We start from the raw sequence: 20988 nt of genomic DNA on the forward strand, positions 1-20988 counted from the left end.
CAAGAGGTGAGAAAGGGCGTCCTGCCCAGCGACCGGGACCTGCCGACCACGACGCCCGAGGCGCTGGCCGCGGCCCAGCTCGTCCTCGAGGTGTTCGCCGACCCGGACCGCGACGCGATCTGGGCGAAGTACCACTACACCGATGCGGGCGACGGCGTCGTCGTCAACCTGGTGTGTGGCTGGGAGGACACCGTCGTCGGGCAGGAGAGTGTCGCCGATTGATCACATGTGCTCGACGTTGTCGTCCTGCGGGGTGATGCCGCGGGTGTCGAAGACCCGCTGCGCCGTCTTGGCGATGAGCGTGCCGTCGTAGTCGCTGTGCGGCTGCAGCACCACGGTGAGGTCGGACGTGGCCAGCGCGGCCTCGAGGTCGGGCACCGACTGGTGGACGGTGTCGTCGACCTTCCAGGTGGGGACCTTGGGGTCGTGGAAGATCACGTTGGCGCCGAGCGACACCAGCCGCTTGGCCAGCGGGACGGCGGGCGACTCGCGCTGGTCGGCGATGTCGGGCTTGTACGTGACACCGAGGAGCAGGATGGTCGAGCCGTTCACGGCCTTGCCGTCGAGGTTCAGGATGTTCTGGATGCGCTGGACCACGTACGCCGGCATGGTGGCGTTGATCTCCTGCGCCAGCTCGACGAAGCGGAACGGGTAGCCGAGACGCTGGCGCACGTTGTGGCTCAGGTAGTTCGGGTCGATCGGGATGCAGTGCCCGCCGACGCCGGGGCCGGGGTAGAACGCCTGGAAGCCGAACGGCTTGGTCTTGGCCAGCCGGATGACGTCCCAGAGGTCGATGCCGAGCTCGTGGCAGAACCGCGCCATCTCGTTGACCAGCGCGATGTTGACATGGCGGTAGGTGTTCTCGAGCAGCTTCGCGGTCTCGGCCTCGCGGGTGCTCTTGGCCTCGACGACGGTGTCGACGAAGCGGCGGTAGAACGTGGCCGCCCGCTCGGTGCAGGCGGAGGTCTGGCCGCCGACGACCTTGGGGGTGTTGCGCATGCCGAACTTCGGGTTGCCCGGGTCGATGCGCTCGGGCGAGAACGCGAGGTGGAAGTCGCGGCCGGCGACGAGGCCGGAGGCCTCCTCCAGCATCGGCCGGACCACCTCGTCGGTGGTGCCCGGGTAGGTGGTCGACTCGAGCACCACCAGCATGCCGGCGGAGAGGTGCCGCCCGACGGTGCCGACCGCGGCCTTGACGGCGCCGAGGTCGGGCCCGCCGTCGTCGGACAGCGGCGTCGGCACGCAGATGACGATGGTGTCGGCGTCGTCGAGGTCGGCCTCGTTCGCCGACGCCCGGAAGCCGGCCGCCAGCATCTCGGCGATGTCGGCGTCGGACAGGTCGTCGACGTGCGACCGACCTTCGTTCAGATCTTCGACGACGTGGGTGCTGACGTCGAAGCCCATGACCCGCAGGCCCGAGCGGCTGGCTTCCTGCGCCAGCGGCAATCCCACGTATCCCAGTCCAACCACTGCGACATCTGTCGACACTGCTTCGTTCCCGTCCATGTGGCGCTCGGTGACCGGACGACTTTACAGCAGGTATGGGCGTGCTCTGATTCCCGCGGCCCGCGAGAACCGTCCAGAAGATGAGAACTTTCTCATCGGGCTCCCATCAAAACCGGGCTGAACTGCACTGTTGCACTGATAAACATAGGCGGTGCCTGCCGTCTCCGATGCCGTCCGTTCGCTCGAATGGGCCGCTGTGATCGAGCGTACGACGGGCAGCCTGCCCTCCGCACGGGGCGTCGCCCGATTGCGCCGGCGGCACTTCTTCCACGACAACCGCATCGCCTTCTCCGACCGGCTGGACCCGTCGGCGGCGTTCCCGTCCAGCGGCGTCTTCGTCGATCAGCGGACGGGGGCATCGGTGCTGGTCACGGACGGACGGCTGCGGGTGCGCTCGACGGCCGCCGCGGACGTCGTCGTCGCCGGGGCGATGCGCACGGCGGAGCAACTCCGGTTCCGCGCGTTCTACGTCACGGAGGCCGGCCGCACCCTCGTCGTGCAGCAGCGGTTCGCGCCCGGGACGCCGACGCCGCTGGTGGCGGGCAGTGTGCACCAGCGGTCGATCGTCGGCCGGACGCCGTTCGCCGTCCCGCGGGTGCTGGAGAGCGGGGTGGCCGGACGTGGCCTGGCCGGGCCCGGGCCGTCCGGCGGCGCCGTCGCGGACTGGCTGGTCGAGGAGGCGGTCGACGGCGCGGCGGTGCGGCCCGAGGATGCCGCCGACACCGTCGTGGAGCTGCTCGCGCTGCTGGCCGAGATGTGGCAGCGGCTGGGCGTGACGCACTCGCCGCTGGACGGTGAGCAGCGCTCTCGCGCGCTGGCCGCGTTCACCGCCCTCGCCGAGGACCCGCCGCCGGGCAGCTGGCCCGGCGCCCTCGACCGCCCGGCGACGCTCGAGCGGGCCCGCGCCCTCCTCGACGACGCGCGGCCGCTCACGATCGGGCTCAGTCACGGCGACCCCGGCCTGGGCAACGTGCTGCGGACGACCGACGGCCGGCTGGCGCTGGTCGACTGGGAGGACGCCGGACACCGGCCGCTCGCGCACGACGTCATCAAGGTGCTGATGTCCGCGCCCGACCCCCGCGCCCTCGCGGCGACGCTGGACGCGCCCGCCTCGCTGCGGCCCGCCCTCGACACCGCCGGCGCCGTGCCGTGGCGGCCGCAGGTGGCCCTGGCCCTGCTGCTGTTCCTGAGCGGCTGGCGCAACCGCTACTTCCGCGCCGTCAAGCGGGGCAGCGTGAAGGCCGCCGACCGGCGCATGCACACGATGCTGCGGCTGCTGGACGATCTGCTGCCCTAGCACGGCCCGGGTCGTCGGCCGGTCACGCCGCGCTGGCCGCCTTTGCGACGGTTCGCCGGGGCCGCAAGTGGGCCGTCCGGGTGTCGACGGCCGAGTTCGCCGTTGACCGTCCGCCGTTCTCGCCGGTGCCGGTGGTCTTCGAGAGCGGGAGTGTCGTTCCGAGCGCCGTGACGGGCTGATCGCGTGGTTCTGGCTATCGACGTCGGCTCCGGGTGCCGGTTGCGGACATCGAGGCGTGCCCGCCTCGCTGCGGCCCGCCCTCGAACCCGGCGGGCACCAAGCGGGACTCAGCGCGTAGGCGGCGGTAGTTTCGCCCGTGGCGCGCAGGCGGCGGTGAAGGCCGAGCCGGTGCTGAGGTGGTAGCGCCACTGCGACTCGCCGTCGCCGCAGCGGCCGCGGTAGCCGAGGTCGGCGTCGCCGTCGCCGTCGATGTCGCCGACGGAGATGCCGTAGTGGGCGGTGGTGCCGTCGGGTTCGGTCCAGAAGGCGTCGCCCCAGCTGCGCACCTTGAAGCCGGTGTCGCCGCTGGCGTGCATGCGCCAGCACGGTTCCGCGCGGGTGCCGCAGGAGCCGCGGTAGAGGACGTCGTCGCGGCCGTCGCCGGAGAAGTCGGCGACGAGGAGGCCGTACACGTCGGACTCGGTGGTCCAGGCGGCGGCGTCGCCCCAGGAGGAGACCTGGAACGACTCGCCGTCGCTGCCGAGCATGCGCCAGCACGGCTCGCCGTCGGGGCCGCAGCCGCCGCGGTAGAGCAGGTCGTCGCGGGCGTCGCCGTCGAAGTCGCCGGTCTGGACGCCGAACCGGGTGGTCTCGGCGGTGACGGAGCCGAGCCGCGCCCACGGCCGGGGCGGCGCGAACCCGTCGTCGCCGGTGAGGGCGACCCGCCAGCAGCTGCCCTGGTCGCGGCAGGTGCCGGCCCAGGCGAGGTCGTCGCGGCCGTCGCCGTCGAAGTCGCCGACCTGGACGCCGAGCCGGGCGGCCAGCTGGGCGCCGCCGACGTGCGCGGGCCACTCCTGGATCTCGACGCCGTTGCCGGCGCTCAGGTGCGCCCGCCAGTACGGGTCCGCGCCGTCGTCGCGGACGAGCTGGACGAAGTCCTCGCGGTCGTCGCCGTCGAAGTCGCCGCGCAGCACCCCGGCGAACGGTTCCTCCCACTCGGGCGCGGCCCCGCACTCGCTGGTGCGGACGTCGCCGAGGTGCGAGATCAGCGCCGCCTGGCTGTTGCCCTGGACGCAGAACTCGGCGGCGCGGTCGGTGGAGACGGAGATCAGCCCACCGTCGACGAACGCGTTGCCGCCGATGAACACGTCGCTCTCGGGCGCGCCCTGCTGGCCGAGGATCTCCGCGTCGCGCCAGTACGTGACACCGCAGTAGTGCCGGCAGCCGGTCGCGCCGCGCATGTCGATGGTGTTGTCGCGCAGCGACACCCGGCGGAACACCTCGGGCATGTTCGAGCTGGCGTAGACGTAGCTGAGGATGCCCGACGAGCGCAGCCGGTTGCCGACGACGAAGGTGTCGGTCTGGTTGCGCAGTTTCATCGAGCCGCCGGCGGGCGACGCGTCCCAGCCGTCTGCGCGGTTGCCGACGATCGACAGCCGCCGGCTGCCCCACGCGTACAGGCCGTGGTCCTGGCAGAACTTGCAGCCGGCCGGCGCGCCGATGCCGGGGGTGCGCCGCCACACGTTGCCGTCGACGACGACCTCGTCATTGCCCTGGCCGTTGGCGAGGTCGTGGCCCCAGAAGTTGATCGCGGTGCGGAACCAGCCGTCCGGCACCGACGGGTCGAGGTCGGCGGTGGTGCCGAACCAGGAGTCCTTGACGACGGTGAGCCGGGTGCTGTCGGAGACGACGCCGCGGCCGGGGTGGGCGCTGTCGCGGAGGAACTCGCAGCCCTCGACGGTGACCCCGACGGTGTGCCGCAGCAGCACGTACGCGACGCCCCACTCGCTGCCCACGGCCCCGTTGCGGAACGTGCAGTCGCGCAGGGTGACGTCGGTGACGGAGGTGTGGTCGTCGGATCCGTCCAGCTCGAGGCGGACGTTGTCGAACTCCAGCCCGCTGATGGTGACGTCGCTCAGGTCGTCGTGGGCGAGCGTGACGCCGTCCTCGCCGGAGCCGCGCAGCACCACGCGGGCGCCGTCGGCGGCGGTGTAGTCGCGTCCGGACCGGAATCGGATGGGCCGCTCCAACTGGTAGACGCCGGCGGGGAAGACGACGGTCTGGCCGGGGTCGGCGGCGTCGATGGCGGCCTGGACGGCCTCGGCGTCACCCTGCGCGGAGGCGAAGAAGACGCCGACATCGACGGTCTTGGACGGCGGCTGGCGGGCGTCACGTGGCGCGGACGGGTCGCCGCCGGGCCAGCCGGGCGCCCAGCCGGTGAGGAGGGTCGCCGCCAGCACCGCCGCCAGGATGACGCCGAGCGCACGCCGCAAGTCCTCGCTACCTCCCGATCGACCACAGGTCGTCTTCGAGTATGCCCCGGGCCGCCGCGGACGAACCCCCGATCAGCGGTTCTTCAGCGGCTCCCACCACGACCGCTGGTCGCGGTACCAGCCGACCGTGCCGGCCAGCCCGGCGGCGAAGTCCTGCCGCGGCACGTAGCCCAGCTCGGCGCGGATCTTGCCGTCGTCGACGGAGTAGCGGCGGTCGTGCGCGAGGCGGTCCTCGACGTGGTCGACGCGGTCCCAGCCGGCGCCGCAGGCGTCCAGCAGCAGGCCGGTGAGCTCCTTGTTCGTCAGTTCGCGGCCGCCGCCGATGTTGTAGATCTCGCCAGACCGGCCGCCCGAGCGGACCAGCTCGATGCCCTGGCAGTGGTCGTCGACGTGCAGCCAGTCGCGCACGTTGAGGCCGTCGCCGTACAACGGCACGTTGAGGCCGTCGAGCAGGTTGGTCACGAACAGCGGGATGACCTTCTCGGGGTACTGGTACGGACCGTAGTTGTTCGAGCAGCGGGTGACCGACACCGGGACGCCGTGGGTGCGGTGGTAGGCGAGCGCGACGAGGTCGCTGCTCGCCTTGCTGGCGCTGTACGGCGAGTTCGGCTCCAGGATGTGGTCCTCGGTCCACGAGCCGGACTCGATGGAGCCGTACACCTCGTCGGTGGAGACGTGCACGAAGCGGTCGACGCCGTGGCGCCGGGCGGCGTCGAGCAGCGTCTGGGTGCCGACGACGTTGGTCTCGACGAACGCGGCCGCGCCCTGGATGGAGCGGTCGACGTGGCTCTCGGCGGCGAAGTGGACCACCTGGTCGGCGGCGGCGACCAGCTCGTCGACCAGCCCGGTGTCGAGGATGTCGCCCTTGACGAAGGAGAACCGCGGGTGGTCGGCGACGGGCTCGAGGTTGGCGGGGTTGCCGGCGTAGGTGAGCTTGTCGAGCACGACGACGTCGGCGCCGTCGAGGCCGGGGTACGCGCCGGACAGCGCCTGGCGGACGTAGTGCGAGCCGATGAAGCCGGCCCCGCCCGTGATCAACAGCCGCATGTCGTCCCCTCCTGGAGCGGTGCCTGTCGCGGGCTATCGTAGGCGCTCATGCGAGGAATCATCCTGGCGGGCGGCTCGGGAACCCGGCTTCATCCGCTCACCATGGCCGTGAGCAAGCAGATGCTGCCGGTCTTCGACAAACCGATGATCTACTACCCGCTGACCACGCTCATGCTGGCCGGCATCCGCGACATCCTCGTCATCACCACGCCGCACGACGCGCGGCAGTTCACGTCGCTGCTGGGCGACGGCTCCGACCTGGGGTTGTCCATCACCTACGCGCAGCAGCCGAGCCCCGACGGGCTGGCCCAGGCATTCGTCATCGGCGCCGAGTTCGTCGGCTCCGAGCACGTCGCGCTGGTCCTCGGCGACAACATCTTCTACGGCGCCGGCCTCGGCACCCAGCTGCGCAAGTACACCGAGATCGACGGGGGGCTCGTTTTCGCTCACCACGTCGCCGACCCCACCGCCTACGGCGTCGTCGAGTTCGACGACGACGGCCGGGCCATCAGCCTGGAGGAGAAGCCGGCGCGGCCGCGCAGCAACTTCGCCGTCCCCGGTCTGTACTTCTACGACAGCGACGTCGTCGAGATCGCCCGCGGCCTGACCCCGTCGGCGCGCGGCGAGCTGGAGATCACCGACGTCAACCGCACCTACCTCGACCGCGGCGCCCTGCACGTCGAGGTGCTGCCGCGCGGCACCGCCTGGCTCGACACCGGCACGTTCGACAACCTCATGGCCGCCGGCGAGTACGTCCGCGTCATCGAGGCGCGGCAGGGCCAGAAGATCGGCTGCCCCGAAGAGGTGGCCTGGCGCATGGGCTTCATCGACGACGACCAGCTGCGGGCCCGCGGCGAGGCGCTGGCGAAGTCGGGCTACGGCGACTACCTCGTCGGGCTGCTCGACGGAGCGCCGGCGTGAGCGGGCCGGCCATCGAGCCGCTGTCCGTGCCCGGCTCGTGGGTCGTCACGCCGCCGCAGTTCGGCGACGACCGCGGCGTGTTCCTCGAGTCGTTCCGCGGCGACCTGCTGGCGCCGCACGTCGGCCACCGCCCCGACATCGTCCAGACCAACCTGTCGGTCTCGGCCGCCGGGGTGCTGCGCGGCCTGCACTTCGCCGACGTCCCGCCCAGCCAGGCCAAGTACGTCACGTGCGTGGCCGGCGCCGTGCTGGACGTGGTCGTCGACCTCCGGGTCGGGTCGCCGACGTTCGGCGCCTGGGACTCCGTGCTGCTCGACGACGCCGACCGGCGGGCCGTGTACGTCGCGGAGGGGCTCGGCCACGCGTTCCTGTCGCTGGCCGACGCCTCGGCCGTCATGTACCTGTGCACGGCGCCGTACGCGCCCGGCCGCGAGCACGGCGTCGACCCGCTCGACCCCGAGCTGGGCATCGACTGGCCCACGACGGACCGCGCGGGCCGGCCGATCACCCCGATCCTGTCCGAGAAGGACCGTTCCGCGCCGTCGCTGGCCGAGGCGCGGGAGTCCGGGCTGCTGCCGGACTACGCGGCCGTAAAGGAGTTCTACGCGGGGCTCGCCGCACAGTAACGTCGGCGGGAATCCCCCGTCGACAGGAGTACCGGTGCCCGAGCCCGCTGCCCAGCCCCTGCTCGCCTCCGCGATCCGCGCCGTGCACCAGCTGCGCGACCTCGGCGACCCGCTGCCGGCGGAGGTCACCGCCCGGCTGGCCGGGCTGACCTCGGCCGCCGAGATCGACGCGCTGCTGCGTCCGCACGTGCTGGTCGAGGTGAGCGTCGACGAGCACGCCGGCACGCTCACCCGGCCCGGCGCCGCGCCGCCGCGACTGGTGCAGCACGGCTGGACCAGCTTCCTGATCCGGGTCGCGAACCCGCACCGCATCGAGGGCCGGCTGAACGGCAGCACGCCTGGGGTCTACGGCGTCATCGACCACCACAGCCACTCCGCCCGCATCGCGCTGCCCGACACCGTCGACAGCGTGCCGCGCATCGAGAAGGCCTGGCTGCAGACGCGGCTGGCGACGTCCGGTGAGCTGTCCGGGCTGGAGGCCGAGTACCACGTCATCAGTGCCTACAGCCGCGACGCGGGCGCCCGCTCCGCCCGGCTGGCGTTCACGCTGGCGGTCGAGGACCGGCCGCCGAGCCTGACGCGCCCGGCCGGGAACCAGGCCGGCGTCCACATGATGATGAGCGCCACGGAGTACGGCGCGACGCTCGAGTTCGACAGCCGGCCGGCGCGAGAGATCCGCCTCGACGTCCGCGAGCCCGACGGCGCCAGCAGCATGGCCGCTGTCACCGTGCGCGACGCCCACGGCCGGTCGTACCCGTCGACGGCGATGCGGCTGGCGCCGGACATGTTCTTCCACGAGCACGTGTACCGCGCCACCGGCGAGGTCGTCGTCCTGCCCGACGGCGAGTACGAGATCTCCGTGCGGCGCGGCCCGGAGTACCGCGAGGCCACCCGCGACGTCCGCGTCGAGCCCGGCACCGACGCCGTCGAGCTGCGGCTGGACCGCTGGGTCGACCCCGCCGCGCGCGGCTACTACTCCGGCGACCCGCACATCCACGCCGGCGGCTGCTCGCACTACAACGTGCCGAGCGAGGGCGTCACGCCCGAGACGATGATCCGCCACGTCCGCGGCGAGGGCCTGTGGCTGGGCAGCGTCCTGACCTGGGGCCCCTGCTACTACCACCAGAAGCAGTTCTTCAGCGGCGAGTCGATCAGCCCGCCGGCGCTGCTGGAGAACGAGGCCATGCAGCAGGCGCAGGGCATGACGTGGTCGCCGCGGCCCACCGACCGCGACGACGAGAGCGCGCTGCGCTACGACGTCGAGGTGTCCGGCTTCCCGTCCAGCCACTCCGGGCACGTCATCCTGCTCGGGCTGACCGACCAGGACTACCCGGGCACGCGGCTGATCGAGGACTGGCCGTCGTGGAACCTGCCGATCATGCGGTGGGGGCAGGCCCAGGGCGCGCTGACGGGGTACGCGCACTGCGGGCTCGGGCTCGACGCCGGCACCGACGAGCTGCCGAACCACGTCGTGCCCCGGTTCCAGTCCATCGGGTCCAACGAGATCATCGTCGACGTCCCGCTCGGCTCGGCCGATTTCCAGGCCGGCGCAGAGGTCGCGCCCGCGGCCGAGCTGAACGTCTGGTACCACCTGCTCAACGTCGGCTACCGCACGCTCATGCTGGGCGAGACCGACTACCCGTGCATCTACGACGACGGCCCGGGCGTCGGGCGCACGTACGTCCGGCTGCCGTCGCCGCCGCGGGGGCCGAAGGCGCTGGAGGCGTGGCTGGACGGCCTTCGGGGCGGCGCCTCCTACTTCGGCGACGGCCGCAGCCACGTCTTCGACCTCGCCATAGACCGCGACGACGCGCGGGAGCAGCGGCGGGCGTCGCCGGGACCGGTGCGAGTGACGGCGACCGTCGCCGCCTGGTTGCCCGAGACCCCGCCGCCGCCGCCCGAGCCGGGACGGCCCGCGTACAGCGCGCCGGTCGGCTGGCACCTGGAGCGGGCCCGCGTCGGCGGCGGCCGCGAGGTGCTGCTCGAGCTGGTGGTGAACGGCTACGCCGTGGCGTCGCAGCGGGTGCTCGCCGACGGCGCCGAGCGGGAGGTCGCGTTCGACGTGACGCTGGAGCGCTCGTCGTGGGTGGCGCTGCGCATCCTGCCCAGCGTGCACACCCAGCCGATCTTCGTCGAGGCCGGCGGCCGCCCGATCCGCGCCTCGAAGCGCAGCGCCCAGTGGCTGCACGACTCCGTCGATGCCCTGTGGACGGCGAAGTCCGGGTTCATCCGGCCGGACGAGCGGGACGAGGCGCGGGCGGCGTACGACCAGGCGCAGGCGATCTACCTGGAGCGTCTCGACGAATGCGAGGTGGACTGATGCAGCACTGCTGCGGCCCGGTCGACACCACGGCGCCGATCGCCGTCACCGTCAACCCGGAGGCGCGGGTGAACGTCGCCCGCACCGCCACGCGCCTCGGCGAGCTGGCGCCCGGCCACTGGCACCCGATCGACGTCACCATCGTCAACGACGGCTACGTCACCGGCCCGCTGACCATCGAGAGCGCCCCGGTGCCCGGCGTCGAGCTGGACCTCCCCGTGCACGTGCTCACCGGCGAGCCGCGTCAGGAGGGCGGCATCCGGGTCCGCTTCGACGCCCCCGCCACCGTCGACGTCACGCTGACGTTCCGGGCGCTGGCCGCGCTCGGCGGACTGGCGCAGCACAGCACGATCAGCCTGCTGCTGCGCTCGTCCTGACGCTCGGCTGCTGTCGCCGCCGTTCTTCGCAGGTCAGCGGCAGTCTCCGGTCCCCTTTGCAATGAGCACCCATACGCAACACCCGCGGGTCGGCGCTGGTCGGGCGCGTCCTCCCGCACGGGTGCGCCGGCACGCGCGGCGGCAGACCAATTCAGTGATGCGTATGGGTGCTCATTGCAGGCGTGCTGCACCCCTACCTGGGCAGCGGGCGACCCGCCCGGGTCAGCCGCGGGGGATAACGACGGCGGCGGCTTCCGCCAGCGCCTCGTCCCACGGGCGTGGCGGCGCCAACCCGGCCCTGGCCCAGCCGTCGTGGCCGAGCACGGAGTAGGCCGGCCGCGGCGCCGGGCGCGGGAACTTGTCGGTGGTCGTCGGCCGCACGCGTGACGGGTCGAGGCCGAGGTGCGCGAACACCGCCCTGGCCAGCCCGAACCACGTCGTCTCGCCGCTGTTCGTCGCGTGGTAGACACCGGCCGGCGCGTCGGCGCGGACGAGGCCGGCGATGCTGCGGGCGACGTCCATGGACCACGTGGGCTGCCCGCGCTGGTCGTCGACGACGTCGAGGGTGTCGCGGTCGGCGGCGAGCCGGGCCATCGTCTTGACGAAGTTGCCGCCGTGCTCGCCGTACAGCCACGCGGTGCGCACGACGTACCCGGCGCCGGGCAGCGCCGACAGCACCGCCCGCTCGCCGGCCAGCTTGCTGCGTCCGTACGCCGACCGGGGCGCGGTGGGCGCGTCCTCGGGGTACGGCGACGTGGCGGCGCCGTCGAACACGTAGTCGGTGGAGACGTGCACCAGCCGGGCGCCGTGCCGGGCGCACGCCGCGGCGAGGTTCGCCGGGCCGGCCCCGTTGACCGCCGTGGCCGCCGCCTCGGCCGTCTCGGCGCCGTCGACGTCGGTCCAGGCCGCGGCGTTGACCACGACGTCATGGCCGCGGACGGCGTCGTCGGCCGCGTCGGCGTCGGTGATGTCGAGCTGCGCCCGGCCCAGCGCCGTGACCTCGGCGTCGTCGAGCACCGTCGCGACGTCGCGGCCCAGCATGCCCGCCGCGCCCGTGATCAACCACCGCACTTGGGCACCTCCCGGCCTCGTCGAGCGTCTAAGATACCGAGCGTCTGAACGCGTCCGATGCACTTGGGTCCGAACGGCCTGGGGCACCAGGGTCATGATCGTTCCCGAGGAGTTCTTCGCATGAGACTGCCGGTCGGCAGGGTCCGTCGATTGGTCAAGAAGGTACTGCCGCAGGCGTACCTCGACGACATCGCCCGGCGCCGCCGCATCGCCGCCGCCATCCGCGCCAGCGGGCTGTTCGACGCCGCCTGGTACCGCGAGCAGCTGACCGAGCCGATCCCGTCCGGGGTCGACCCCATCGACCACTACGTCACGGCCGGCTCGTCCACCGACATCTCGCCGAACCCGTGCTTCGTCAGCGAGTGGTACCGCGACCACCCCAAGAGCCCGAAGAAGCTCGACGTCGCGCCGTTCATCCACTACATCAACCGCGGCATCGGCCGCGGGCTGTCGCCGCACCCGCTGTTCGACCCCGAGTTCTACACCGAGCGCCACCCCGGCGCCGCCGCCCACCGCGGCGGCCCGCTCGGCCACTACCTCGAGACCGGCTGGAAGACGGGCGCCCAGCCCAGCGCCGCGTTCGACGTCGAGGTCTACACCGCGAACTTCGGCGACGTGCAGGGCCCGCCGCTGGCCGACTTCGCCCGCCGCACCCGCCGGCTCATGCAGGACACCCACGGCTGGGAGCACCTGCCGCGCACCGCCGACAGCTTCGACCACGAGGCCGCCGAGGCGTTCAAGCGCCGCGTCGTCGCCGACTACGCCGGGCGCGGCGAGGAGCCGCCGCTGGTCACCGTCGTCATCCCGACGAAGGACCGGCGCGCGGGTGTGCTCACCGCCATCGAGTCCGTCGTCGCGCAGACGTACCGGCACTGGCAGCTGATCGTCGTCGACGACGGCAGCACCGACGGCACCGCCGAGGCCATCGAGCCGCTGCTGGCCGACGAACGCATCGAGCTGGTCCGCCGCGAGCGCGCCGGCGGCGTCTCCGTGGCCCGCAACGCCGGCCTGGCGCAGGCCCGCGGCGAGTACGTCGCCTACCTCGACAGCGACAACGTGTGGACGCCCGACTTCCTCGAGGTCATGGTCGCGTTCGTGCGCACCCGGTCGCTGCGGTTCGGCTACGCCGTCTCCGAGCTGGTCGAGGAGAAGAAGAACGGCCGCGTCGGCTACCGGTCGCTGCCGTACAACCGCGCGGCGCTGCTGGAGCGCAACTTCATCGACTGCATCGTCGTCCTGCACGAGCGGTCGCTGCTCGACGAGGTCGGCGCGTTCGACGAGAACCTGCGCCGCAACGTCGACTGGGACCTGTTCATCCGCATGTCCGCGGTCACCGACTTCGAGCTGGCGCCATTCGTCGCCACCGTCTACGACGCGTGGGAGCAGCGCAGCGACCGCATCACCATCAACGAGCTCTTCGGCTACCGCTTCGTCATCCGGGCCAAGCACCTGGTCGACTGGTCCGCCGTCGACGCCGGGCTGCCCGCGCGCCGTCCGGGGTCGGTGTCGGTCGTCATCCACGCCGGCGATGACGCGCAGGCCGTCACCGCCACCGTCGAGCGGCTGCTCGACGGCGCCGGCGACGACCTCGAGGTGGTCATCGTCGACGCGAAGGCGTCCGAGGCCGAGGCCATGCGGCTGCAGTTCCTGCCCATCCGGTTCCCGAACGTGCGGGTGCTGCGGCAGACCCAGCGGCTGTCGACTGAGCTGTCGCGCACCATCGGCGCCGCCGAGTCCACCGGCGAGACCGTCGTCTTCCTCACCCCGTCGACGTGGGTCGAGCCGGGCTGGCTCGAGCCGCTGACCACCGCGCTCGCCGACGGCGCCGCGGCCGCGCAGCCGCTGGTGCTGCTGCGCGACGGCACGGTGTGGTCGGCCGGCGTGGCGTTCGCCCGCGGCGCGCACCCGCACAACCTCTACCGGCGCTTCGCCGGCGACGCGCCCGAGGTGGTGGCGCCGTCCACGCCGGCCGCGCTGACACCCGTCGCGCTCGCCGTCCGGGCCGCCGACTTCGCCGCCGTCCGCGGCTTCGACCCGCTGTTCGTCAACGACATCGACAACCCCGACCTCAGCCTGCGGCTGGCCCGCGAGACCGGCCGCCCGCTGCGCTTCGTGCCCGACGCGCTGGTCGCACTGGCCGAGACGCCGGAGCGGCGCACTACGGCGTCGGCGATCACCACCGCCACCGACAACCAGGAGCTGTTCACCGGCCGCTGGAAAGAGACCGTCGCGCAGGACGACGTCGCGGTGTGGGGTGAGCGCGGCTACGCCATCGTCGGCTACGACGGCGCGGCGCCCACCCACTGGGGCTTCGACCCGATCGTCGTGCACGACCGCCCGGAGCGGCCGCTGCGCTGGGCCATCAAGATCGGCGCGCCCGACGTCGCCCGCCGCACCAACTGGGGCGACTGGCACTACGCCATCGGCCTCAAGGAGGCGCTGGAGCGGCTCGGCCACGAGGCCGTCATCGACTCCAAGCGGGCGTGGTACCGGCCCACCAGCCGCTTCGACGACGTCGCGCTGGTGCTGCGCGGGGTCAGCGTCTACACGGTGAACCCGCAGCAGACGAACCTGTCGTGGGTCATCAGCCACCCCGAGCGGGTCACCCGGCGCGAGCTGGCCTCCTACGACGCCGTCTTCGCCGCGTCCACCGGCCTGGCCCGGCGGATGTCCACCGACCTCGGCGCGCCGGTGCGGCCGCTGCTGCAGGCCACCGACCAGTACCGCTTCCACCCCGTCCCCGCCGATCCTCGCCGCCGCCACGACGTCCTGTTCGTCGGCAACGCGCGCGGCATGCGGGCCTCGGTGGGCGCCGCGCTGTCGGCGGGCATCGTGCCGTCCGTCTACGGCGTGCGCTGGCGCGGTCTGCTGCCCGAGGGTGCCTGGCTGGGCCAGTACATCCCCAACGAGGACCTCCCCGCCGTCTACGCCGGCGCCGGCGTCGTGCTCAACGACCACTGGGACGACATGAAGGCCGAGGGCCTGATCTCCAACCGGCTGTTCGACCTCGCCGCCTGCGGCGCCCGCGTCGTCACCGACGACGTCCCCGGCCTCCACGACGTCTTCGGCGACGTCGTCCTCACCTACTCGACGCCGCAGGAGCTGGCCGCGGCGGTGAACCTGCAGCTCGCCGAGACGCCTGAGCGGGCGGCGGCGCGGGAGAAGCTGTCCGAGCTGGTGCGGCGGGAGCACTCGTTCGACGCCCGGGCCGAGGAGCTGGTCGAGACGGTGCGCAAGCTGCAGGCCGAGCGCGAGTTGGCCTGACGGGTTCGCCGTTGTGCTCCAGTTGGCCGATCACTTTGGTCGTGGCGGGGTGCCACGGCGGACCAGGCGACGGCAGCGTGGGCCCGGGCGTGCCCAGTCCTTCCCCGTCCCCCTGATAGGTGCCCGTTCTTAGGCCGGGCGTGCGCGGGTCAAGCGGTCACCCATCGCGCGAAGCGCCCTTCGGAGTCCGCTTGAGGCGCGTGCGCACGGATAAGAGAATGGGCGCCAGGGGGACGGCCCACTAGCGCCAAACGGCCAACTGCCGCAAAGCGGCGAACTCAAGCCGTCCGGGCGAAGTACGAGGCGTACCCGGCGTCGACCCGGCCGGTGCCGTTGACCTGCCGCCCACCCGCCCGCAGCGCCGCGTCGGTCCCGGCGGCGTCGCGGACCACCCGGCGCACACCGAGGTCGTGGACGGCGTATCCGTCGTCGCCCACCTCGACCGTGGCCAGCGGGTCGTCGAGCTCCGTCAGGTCCAGCGCGAGCACGTCGGCGGGTGAGCCGAGCACCGTCGCCGCCGTCAGCGCGGAGGCCGGCTGCTCCGACCGCGAGCCCGGCGCCCGCACCGTGGTGTCGAGCGCCGGCAGGAACGTGCGCCGTACCCGGACCCCGCTGACCGGACGCTGGCCGTAGCCGCGTCCCAGCACGAGGTCCTCGACGTGTTCGGGGGCGTAGCTCAGCCCCGGCGCCGGCAACGTGACGAGGTCGGTCTCGCAGCTCTCCACCGCCCGCCGCCGCGCCTCGGCGCCGTCCGCGACCACCACCGTCAGCGTCGCCCAGGTCTGCCGCCGCAGGTCGCGCAGCAGCGCCGGCGCGCCGGGCGGCACGACGGCCGTCACCGACGGCAGGGACGACGCGACGCCCGCGGCGGCCGTGGCGGCGCGCAGGGCGGCCCTCCGTGCCGCGACCGACCAGCTCTCGCGGCGCCCGGCGTCGGCCAGCGTCGACGGGGTCAGGGTGGCCACCAGCTCGCCCAGCACCGGGCCGAGCAGCCGGCGGACCACCAGCGGGAGATCGGGTGCGTACACCGGGACGCCGCCGACCAGCAGCTGGCGCAGGAATCCGGCCAGCTCGACCGGACCCGTCGCCGCGCCGAACGGCACCTGGACGCCCGCGTACGGGCGCAGCAGCTCCAGCGCGGCCGCGCCGAGGACCGCGGGCCGGCCGAGGTCGGCCAGCCGGGCGCGCCCCGCGTAGAGCCGCAGCGCGCCGGACGACGTGGTGCGCAGCGCCGCCAGCGGCCGCGGTGGCGCGCCGGGGCCGTCGTCGTCGAACGGGTCGAACCCGGCGGGGGAGACCAGCATGGTGTTGACCGCGGGCAGCGGCGCCGCGACGACGGCGTCGGCGGCCGCGCGCAGGGCGATCGGGTCGAGAGTGGCCAGGCCGGCCCAGTTCGGGACAAACGGCTCGACGATCGGTGCTGGTGGGAGGTCGGTTTTGGTCGGCATCACAGGGCCCGGTAGGTTCTCAGCGTGGCGCCGCCCGGAGGGCGGCGACCCCACACTACCCGGCTCCAGCGGAGGAACGATGTCGCCCACGGCCCGGACACCGGTCGCCGTACCCCGGCAGGATTGGACCACCGTCCAGGCACCCGATCTGGGCGCCTGGACGCCGTCCCTGACGGTGACGGTGGTGCTCCCGGCGAAGGACTGTCAGGACGAGCTCGACCTCACCCTCGCCGCGCTCTCGGCCCAGTCCTACCCGGCCGAGCTGATGGACGTCGTGGTCGTCGACGACGCGTCCGCGGAGCCGCTGCGGCTGCCGGCCGTCCACCCTGAGCGGACCCGCGTGCTGCGGCTGCCGCCCGGCGACGGGCACGGGTCCGGACGGGCGCGGCACGCCGGCGCCGAGGCCGCCACCGGCGACGTCGTGCTGTTCCTCGACGCCGACATCGTCGCCACCCGCACGCACGTCGAGGCGCACGCCCGATGGCACCACGTCCTCGCCGACGCCGTCGTGCTCGGGCACAAGCTGTTCGTCGACTTCGACGACATCACCGCCGCCGACGTCCTCGCCGCCACCCGCGACGACACGTTCGACCAGCTGCTCGACGGCCGCAAGCAGAAGAAGCACACCTGGCACGAGGACTTCATCCGCGAGGCCGCCCGGCTCACCACGTACACCGACGACACCTTCATCGCCGTCGTCGGCGCCAGCGTGTCGGCGCCGCGCGCGCTGTACGCCGAGAGCGGCGGCTTCTCGACGTTCGGGCTGCGCGGCATCGTCGACACCGAGTTCGGCTACCGCATCTTCACCGCCGGCGCCGTGCTCGTCCCGGAGCCCGACGCCCGCAGCTACCACCAGGGCGCGCGCAACTTCGCCACCCGCGGCGACGAGATCAAGCGCGAGCGGTCCGGCCTCGCGGCCAACCACCTGCCCATCCCGCTGTTCCGCCCCTCCGACGTCGGCCGCATGTGGCAGGTGCCGGTCGTGCACGCCATCGTCGACGCCACCAGCGGGACGCCCGAGGAGGTGCAGGTCACCGTCGACTCCATCCTGGCCTCGGCCTACACCGACCTCGTCGTCACGGTGTCGCCGAGCAAGGAACTGCCGCGCTGGATCGAGGACTACTTCGCCGCCGACGCCCGGGTCCGGTTCGCGCCCGAGCCCGTCCGCACCGGCTTCCCGGCGCCGTTCTCGCTGGTCGTGCCCGCCGGGGTGGCCATCGGCCGGTCGGCGGTGGGTTCGCTGCTGGCGCTGTCGTCGTCCGAGCAGGCCGGTCTGGTCCGCGCCACCGTGTCCGACGAGCCCGGCCCGCCGGTCGAGCTGTGGGCCACCCGGGCGCTGCACCGCGCGCGGCGCCACGCCGGCGCCGACGGCCTCGACGAGACCGCGCGGCGGCTGTTCGGGATGCACTGGGTCAGCGGCGCCGAGATCGGCGTCCGTCCCGCCGTCGTCGGGGTGACGAAGCAGGGCATGCTGCACGAGGCCTCGGCCGGCTGATCGGGCGGGCCGCCGCCGCGTCGGGTCCTAGCGCGACGCGGTGAAGAAGCGGGTGCGGCCGACGGTGTCGCCGTCGGCGAGGCGAACGCCGTCGACGGGCTCGGCCAGCCAGTCGGCGGCGATGTCGGCCTCGTCCTGCCGTTGCGCGTCGTCGAGGGCGACCACGGCGCCGTCGTCGAGCGCCGTCGCCAGCAGCGGGAACGCCGGGTAGCGCGACCGCGGCCCGGCGCTGCCGGGCGGGCCGTCGACGAACAGGAGGTCGATGCCGCGCAGGTCGGTCCACTGCGGCGCCGCGTACCAGTCGTGCTTCTCGCCGCCGACGGTGACCGGCTCGAGCGGCGCCTCGCGCACCTCCGCCACGTCGCCCAGGCCGTGCCGGGCCAGCGCCTCGCGGGTGAGCGCGGCGTAGCGTTCGTGGTGCTCCAGCGCGACGACGCGGCCCTTGCCGGCGTGCCGGCAGGCCAGCGCCAGCCAGACCGTCGAGCTGCCGCTGCCGCACTCGACGATCAGCGCGTCGGACGGCAGCCGGCGCACCAGCGACGCCAGCCGGAGCACCGTCCGCGGCGACGCCGCGAAGCCGCCGAACGCGGGGACCTCGTCGTCGGCGCCGAGCATGGCGTACAGGTTGGCCAGCGCGGACAGCTCGGCCAGCTGCCGCTCGGTCAGCGTGGCGTGGAGGTCGGCGCGCAGCTCCTCGTGCAGCGCGACCAGCTCGTCGTGGCGCACCGCGGCGTCGAGGCGCTGCGCCCCGATGATGGCCGCCAGCGGCCCGCCGGTGGGGTCGGCCTGCCGCTCCGCGACCGACTGGACGGACGTCGCGACGGCCTCGACCGCGCTGGTGAGCGCCTTGAGCTGCTTCTCCGTCCTGCGGGCGCGCTGTTCGGCCTCGCGGGCGGAGGCCCCGACCGCGACCAGCCCGACCAGCGTCAGGCCGGCCAGCAGGGTGAGCGCCGCCACGGCGAGGCTGCCGCCCGTCGCGACCACGATGATCGCCACGACGACGGCGGCGAGGGCGCCGGCCATGCCCAGCAGGGGCCAGCGGGAGCCGAGGAGAGCGCGTACCGCCCGTTGCATCGAATCTCCGTCGTAGGTCTGGTCGGGAAGCAGAAACTGTACCGGCGCCCGGCGTCAGTGGGCCGTGGCGTGTGCCAGCTTTTCCAACGAGTGAACGAACAGGTCGGCGTCGGCGTCCCAGCTGTAGTGCGCGATGACGGCGGCGCGCCCGGCCTCGGCCATGCGGGCCCGCTCCGCGGGGTCGGCCCGCAGCGCACGCACCGCCGCCTCCGCCGCGTCGACGTCGCCGAACGGGACGATCGTGCCGCACCGGTGCCGCCTGATCAGCTCCGCCGACGCCGGGTTCGGCGTGCTGATGACGGGCAGGCCGTGCGCCATGTACTCGACGATCTTCGTGGGCCGGGAGTGCGCGTAGTTGGGCTGCTCGTGCAGCAGGCTGAGCCCCGCCAGCGCACCCGGCAGCATCGTCAGCGCCTCGTCGTTGGGGACGAAGCCGTGCCACGTCACCGCGCCCTCGGCCTGCGCGGCCTCGATGGCCGCCTGACAGTCGGCGTCGGCCGGGCCGACCAGGTGCACCTGGATCTCCGGAGCCAGCCGCCGCCCCAGCTCCACCAGGTCGAGGCCGCCGCGCGCCGCCGTCAACCGGCCCAGGTAGATCACGCGGTCGTCGACCCGCGTGCTGACGTCGTCGGGGATCGCCACGCTGTTCCGGACGATGGTGTGCTGCTTGCGGAAGCGGCCGGCGTACGACTCCTCGGCCAGCAGCAGCGGCATGCGGCGCTCGGCGTGCCGTTCGATGGCCCGGATCAGCGCCGCCCCCGCCGGGCGGCCGGCCCTCGGCAGCCAGGCCTTCATCCGCAGCGCCGCGGCGGTGTCCTCGTGGACGTCCCACACCAGGCCCGGGATGGTCAGGCCGATGCTGGCCAGCACCAGCTCCGGGTCGTGCATCAGGACGATGTCGAAGTCGCGGCCGCGCCGCTTCAGCAGCCGCCGCGCCGTCCGCATGGCCGTCAGCCGGTGCCGTCCGTGCGACCGCGGGATGTCGATGACGCTGAGGTCGCCCGGGATCGGCCGCCCGGTGGCGCTGAACGGCGCCGCCAGCGTCACCTCGTGCCCGGCCTCCCGCAACGCGACGATCTGCCGGTGCCTGATACGTGCGTCTTCCGGGTCGTGGACGACGGTCAGGACGAGGACGCGCATGGCGCTAGCTAGCCCGCCCGTTGACCGTGAGTCGTACTCGCACGTTCGTCCCCGACTTCCCATCGACACAGCCACACCCTGGAGAACGCTCATGCCCACCCGCACGGTTGCACGGTGAACGTTCCGGTTTCGCTGCGCCCCCACCTTGCCGTTCGGCCGCACTGAGGCGGCGCATCACCCGGTGGATCCTACAGCAGCGCCCGGGCTCACCCCAGGCCCGGTTGGATTGTGCTGATACAGCCGCCCGGCCGGACTGCCCAGCGCGCACGTCGTGCGGCGTCCTGTCAGCGCGGTACCGGGATGCGCCCGCGCTCCCGAGGCGTCGCCTCCTTCGGTGTGGTGCGAAGCCCAGCCGATCCTGATCGACCGGTGCGGGGGCCAGGATCGCGGATCCCCATTGCTCGCCCGGTCGCTGGAACGACGGCCAGGTGTTGCTGTGGACCGTGTCTGTGGAACGCTGCGCTGTGGTTGCCGCGTTATCGCCCGACATAGTCAGGTCAGCGGCTCTGAGAACCCTTTCTCGTAGACGAGCTGTCCATGACTGGCGCGTTCGCCCAAGAACTCGGCGATGAAAATGGCATGAGCGGCGTCGGCACTGTCGATTGCGAGGAGCGACGGCGACGACCATTCGAGCAGAGCGCCCGCTTCGGTGAGTTGCTCGTAGATCGCTTGTGCAGGATGGTCGGTATCGCCGAAGTAGGCGCGAAACGTGTACCGGCCCGAATGCCGTGTCGTGCGCAATACTGTGTAGTGATCGGATGGTGATGCCTCGACGATGTCGCCGAGCGCCATGTCATAGACAACGAACGGTATACAGCAGATCTCGAAAAGGGACTCTTCAAGCTGCCGTGCCCACATCTGTTCGAACTTGAATGGCGCATCGGCTGCTGGTAGTCGGACGCGAACAATGAAATCCGCGCGATCCCGCCACGCGGGAGACTGATGAACCACAAATTCTTGGTCACTCATT

Annotated in this window: 16 protein-coding genes; 8 read left to right on the forward strand and 8 right to left on the reverse strand. The window is 72.9% G+C overall.

Going from position 1 to position 20988, the window contains the following annotated elements; translation table 11 throughout:
* The first annotated feature begins 6 nt into the window (after positions 1–6).
* Complete coding sequence (locus BLU82_RS02115; protein ID WP_092614964.1) at positions 7–222, forward strand: hypothetical protein; 216 nt, start codon at positions 7–9, stop codon at positions 220–222.
* On the opposite strand, the gene BLU82_RS02120 is transcribed toward BLU82_RS02115, so the two are convergent.
* Positions 223–1506 (reverse strand): nucleotide sugar dehydrogenase, encoded by a 1284-nt coding sequence (locus tag BLU82_RS02120; RefSeq protein ID WP_172885506.1) that lies wholly within the window; start codon positions 1504–1506, stop codon positions 223–225.
* Positions 1507–1702: 196 nt separating this feature from the next.
* Here BLU82_RS02120 and BLU82_RS02125 point away from each other — a divergent pair, with 196 nt between their 5' ends.
* The gene (locus BLU82_RS02125; protein WP_157740474.1) at positions 1703–2803 is read left to right on the forward strand and encodes an aminoglycoside phosphotransferase family protein; all 1101 of its coding nucleotides are present in this window, start codon (positions 1703–1705) and stop codon (positions 2801–2803) included.
* Positions 2804–3090: 287 nt separating this feature from the next.
* Here the strand turns inward: BLU82_RS02125 and BLU82_RS02130 are convergent, their stop codons facing one another.
* Both BLU82_RS02130 and rfbB read right to left on the reverse strand, forming a co-directional pair.
* Complete coding sequence (locus BLU82_RS02130; protein ID WP_157740475.1) at positions 3091–5235, reverse strand: FG-GAP-like repeat-containing protein; 2145 nt, start codon at positions 5233–5235, stop codon at positions 3091–3093.
* 72 nt (positions 5236–5307) lie between these two features.
* The gene (gene rfbB, locus BLU82_RS02140) at positions 5308–6282 is read right to left on the reverse strand and encodes a dTDP-glucose 4,6-dehydratase (protein WP_092614978.1); all 975 of its coding nucleotides are present in this window, start codon (positions 6280–6282) and stop codon (positions 5308–5310) included.
* 48 nt (positions 6283–6330) lie between these two features.
* Here rfbB and rfbA point away from each other — a divergent pair, with 48 nt between their 5' ends.
* The 4 genes from rfbA to BLU82_RS02160 are packed head-to-tail and all read left to right on the forward strand — an operon-like array spanning position 6331 to position 10526.
* Positions 6331–7203, forward strand: a complete 873-nt coding sequence (gene rfbA, locus BLU82_RS02145) for a glucose-1-phosphate thymidylyltransferase RfbA (RefSeq protein WP_092614981.1) — start codon at positions 6331–6333, stop codon at positions 7201–7203.
* Entirely contained in the window at positions 7200–7829 is a 630-nt protein-coding gene (gene rfbC / locus BLU82_RS02150; protein ID WP_231947685.1) for a dTDP-4-dehydrorhamnose 3,5-epimerase, read from the forward strand. The genes rfbA and rfbC overlap by 4 nt, the downstream gene beginning before the upstream one ends.
* Before the next feature lie 34 nt (positions 7830–7863).
* The gene (locus BLU82_RS02155; protein ID WP_092614984.1) at positions 7864–10149 is read left to right on the forward strand and encodes a CehA/McbA family metallohydrolase; all 2286 of its coding nucleotides are present in this window, start codon (positions 7864–7866) and stop codon (positions 10147–10149) included.
* A complete protein-coding gene (locus BLU82_RS02160) occupies positions 10149–10526 on the forward strand; it encodes a hypothetical protein (protein ID WP_092614987.1) in 378 nt (125 codons plus the stop codon). The genes BLU82_RS02155 and BLU82_RS02160 overlap by 1 nt, the downstream gene beginning before the upstream one ends.
* A gap of 222 nt (positions 10527–10748) precedes the next feature.
* On the opposite strand, the gene rfbD is transcribed toward BLU82_RS02160, so the two are convergent.
* The gene (gene rfbD / locus BLU82_RS02165; protein WP_370246360.1) at positions 10749–11567 is read right to left on the reverse strand and encodes a dTDP-4-dehydrorhamnose reductase; all 819 of its coding nucleotides are present in this window, start codon (positions 11565–11567) and stop codon (positions 10749–10751) included.
* A 150-nt stretch (positions 11568–11717) separates the two neighbouring features.
* On the opposite strand from rfbD, the gene BLU82_RS02170 reads away from it, so the two are divergent.
* Entirely contained in the window at positions 11718–14861 is a 3144-nt protein-coding gene (locus BLU82_RS02170) for a glycosyltransferase (protein ID WP_172885507.1), read from the forward strand.
* A 278-nt stretch (positions 14862–15139) separates the two neighbouring features.
* Here BLU82_RS02170 and BLU82_RS02175 read toward each other — a convergent pair whose 3' ends face one another.
* On the reverse strand, positions 15140–16309 hold the full coding sequence (locus BLU82_RS02175) for a hypothetical protein (protein WP_157740476.1): 1170 nt from the start codon (positions 16307–16309) through the stop codon (positions 15140–15142).
* Positions 16310–16388: 79 nt separating this feature from the next.
* On the opposite strand from BLU82_RS02175, the gene BLU82_RS02180 reads away from it, so the two are divergent.
* A complete protein-coding gene (locus tag BLU82_RS02180; RefSeq protein ID WP_157740477.1) occupies positions 16389–17804 on the forward strand; it encodes a glycosyltransferase family 2 protein in 1416 nt (471 codons plus the stop codon).
* A gap of 27 nt (positions 17805–17831) precedes the next feature.
* Here the strand turns inward: BLU82_RS02180 and BLU82_RS02185 are convergent, their stop codons facing one another.
* The 3 genes from BLU82_RS02185 to BLU82_RS02195 form a co-directional block, all read right to left on the reverse strand.
* Entirely contained in the window at positions 17832–18878 is a 1047-nt protein-coding gene (locus BLU82_RS02185; RefSeq protein WP_092615000.1) for a class I SAM-dependent methyltransferase, read from the reverse strand.
* 54 nt (positions 18879–18932) lie between these two features.
* Positions 18933–20018 carry a glycosyltransferase gene (locus tag BLU82_RS02190; RefSeq protein ID WP_092615004.1) on the reverse strand — a complete coding sequence of 362 codons (1086 nt, stop codon included), beginning with the start codon at positions 20016–20018 and terminating at the stop codon, positions 18933–18935.
* Positions 20019–20510: 492 nt separating this feature from the next.
* Positions 20511–20987, reverse strand: coding sequence for a DUF4265 domain-containing protein (locus tag BLU82_RS02195; RefSeq protein WP_092615007.1), 477 nt, complete (start codon positions 20985–20987; stop codon positions 20511–20513).
* Position 20988: the final 1 nt, after the last annotated feature.

Origin of the sequence: Jiangella sp. DSM 45060, assembly GCF_900105175.1 — a bacterium.
Taxonomy (GTDB): Bacteria; Actinomycetota; Actinomycetes; order Jiangellales; family Jiangellaceae; genus Jiangella.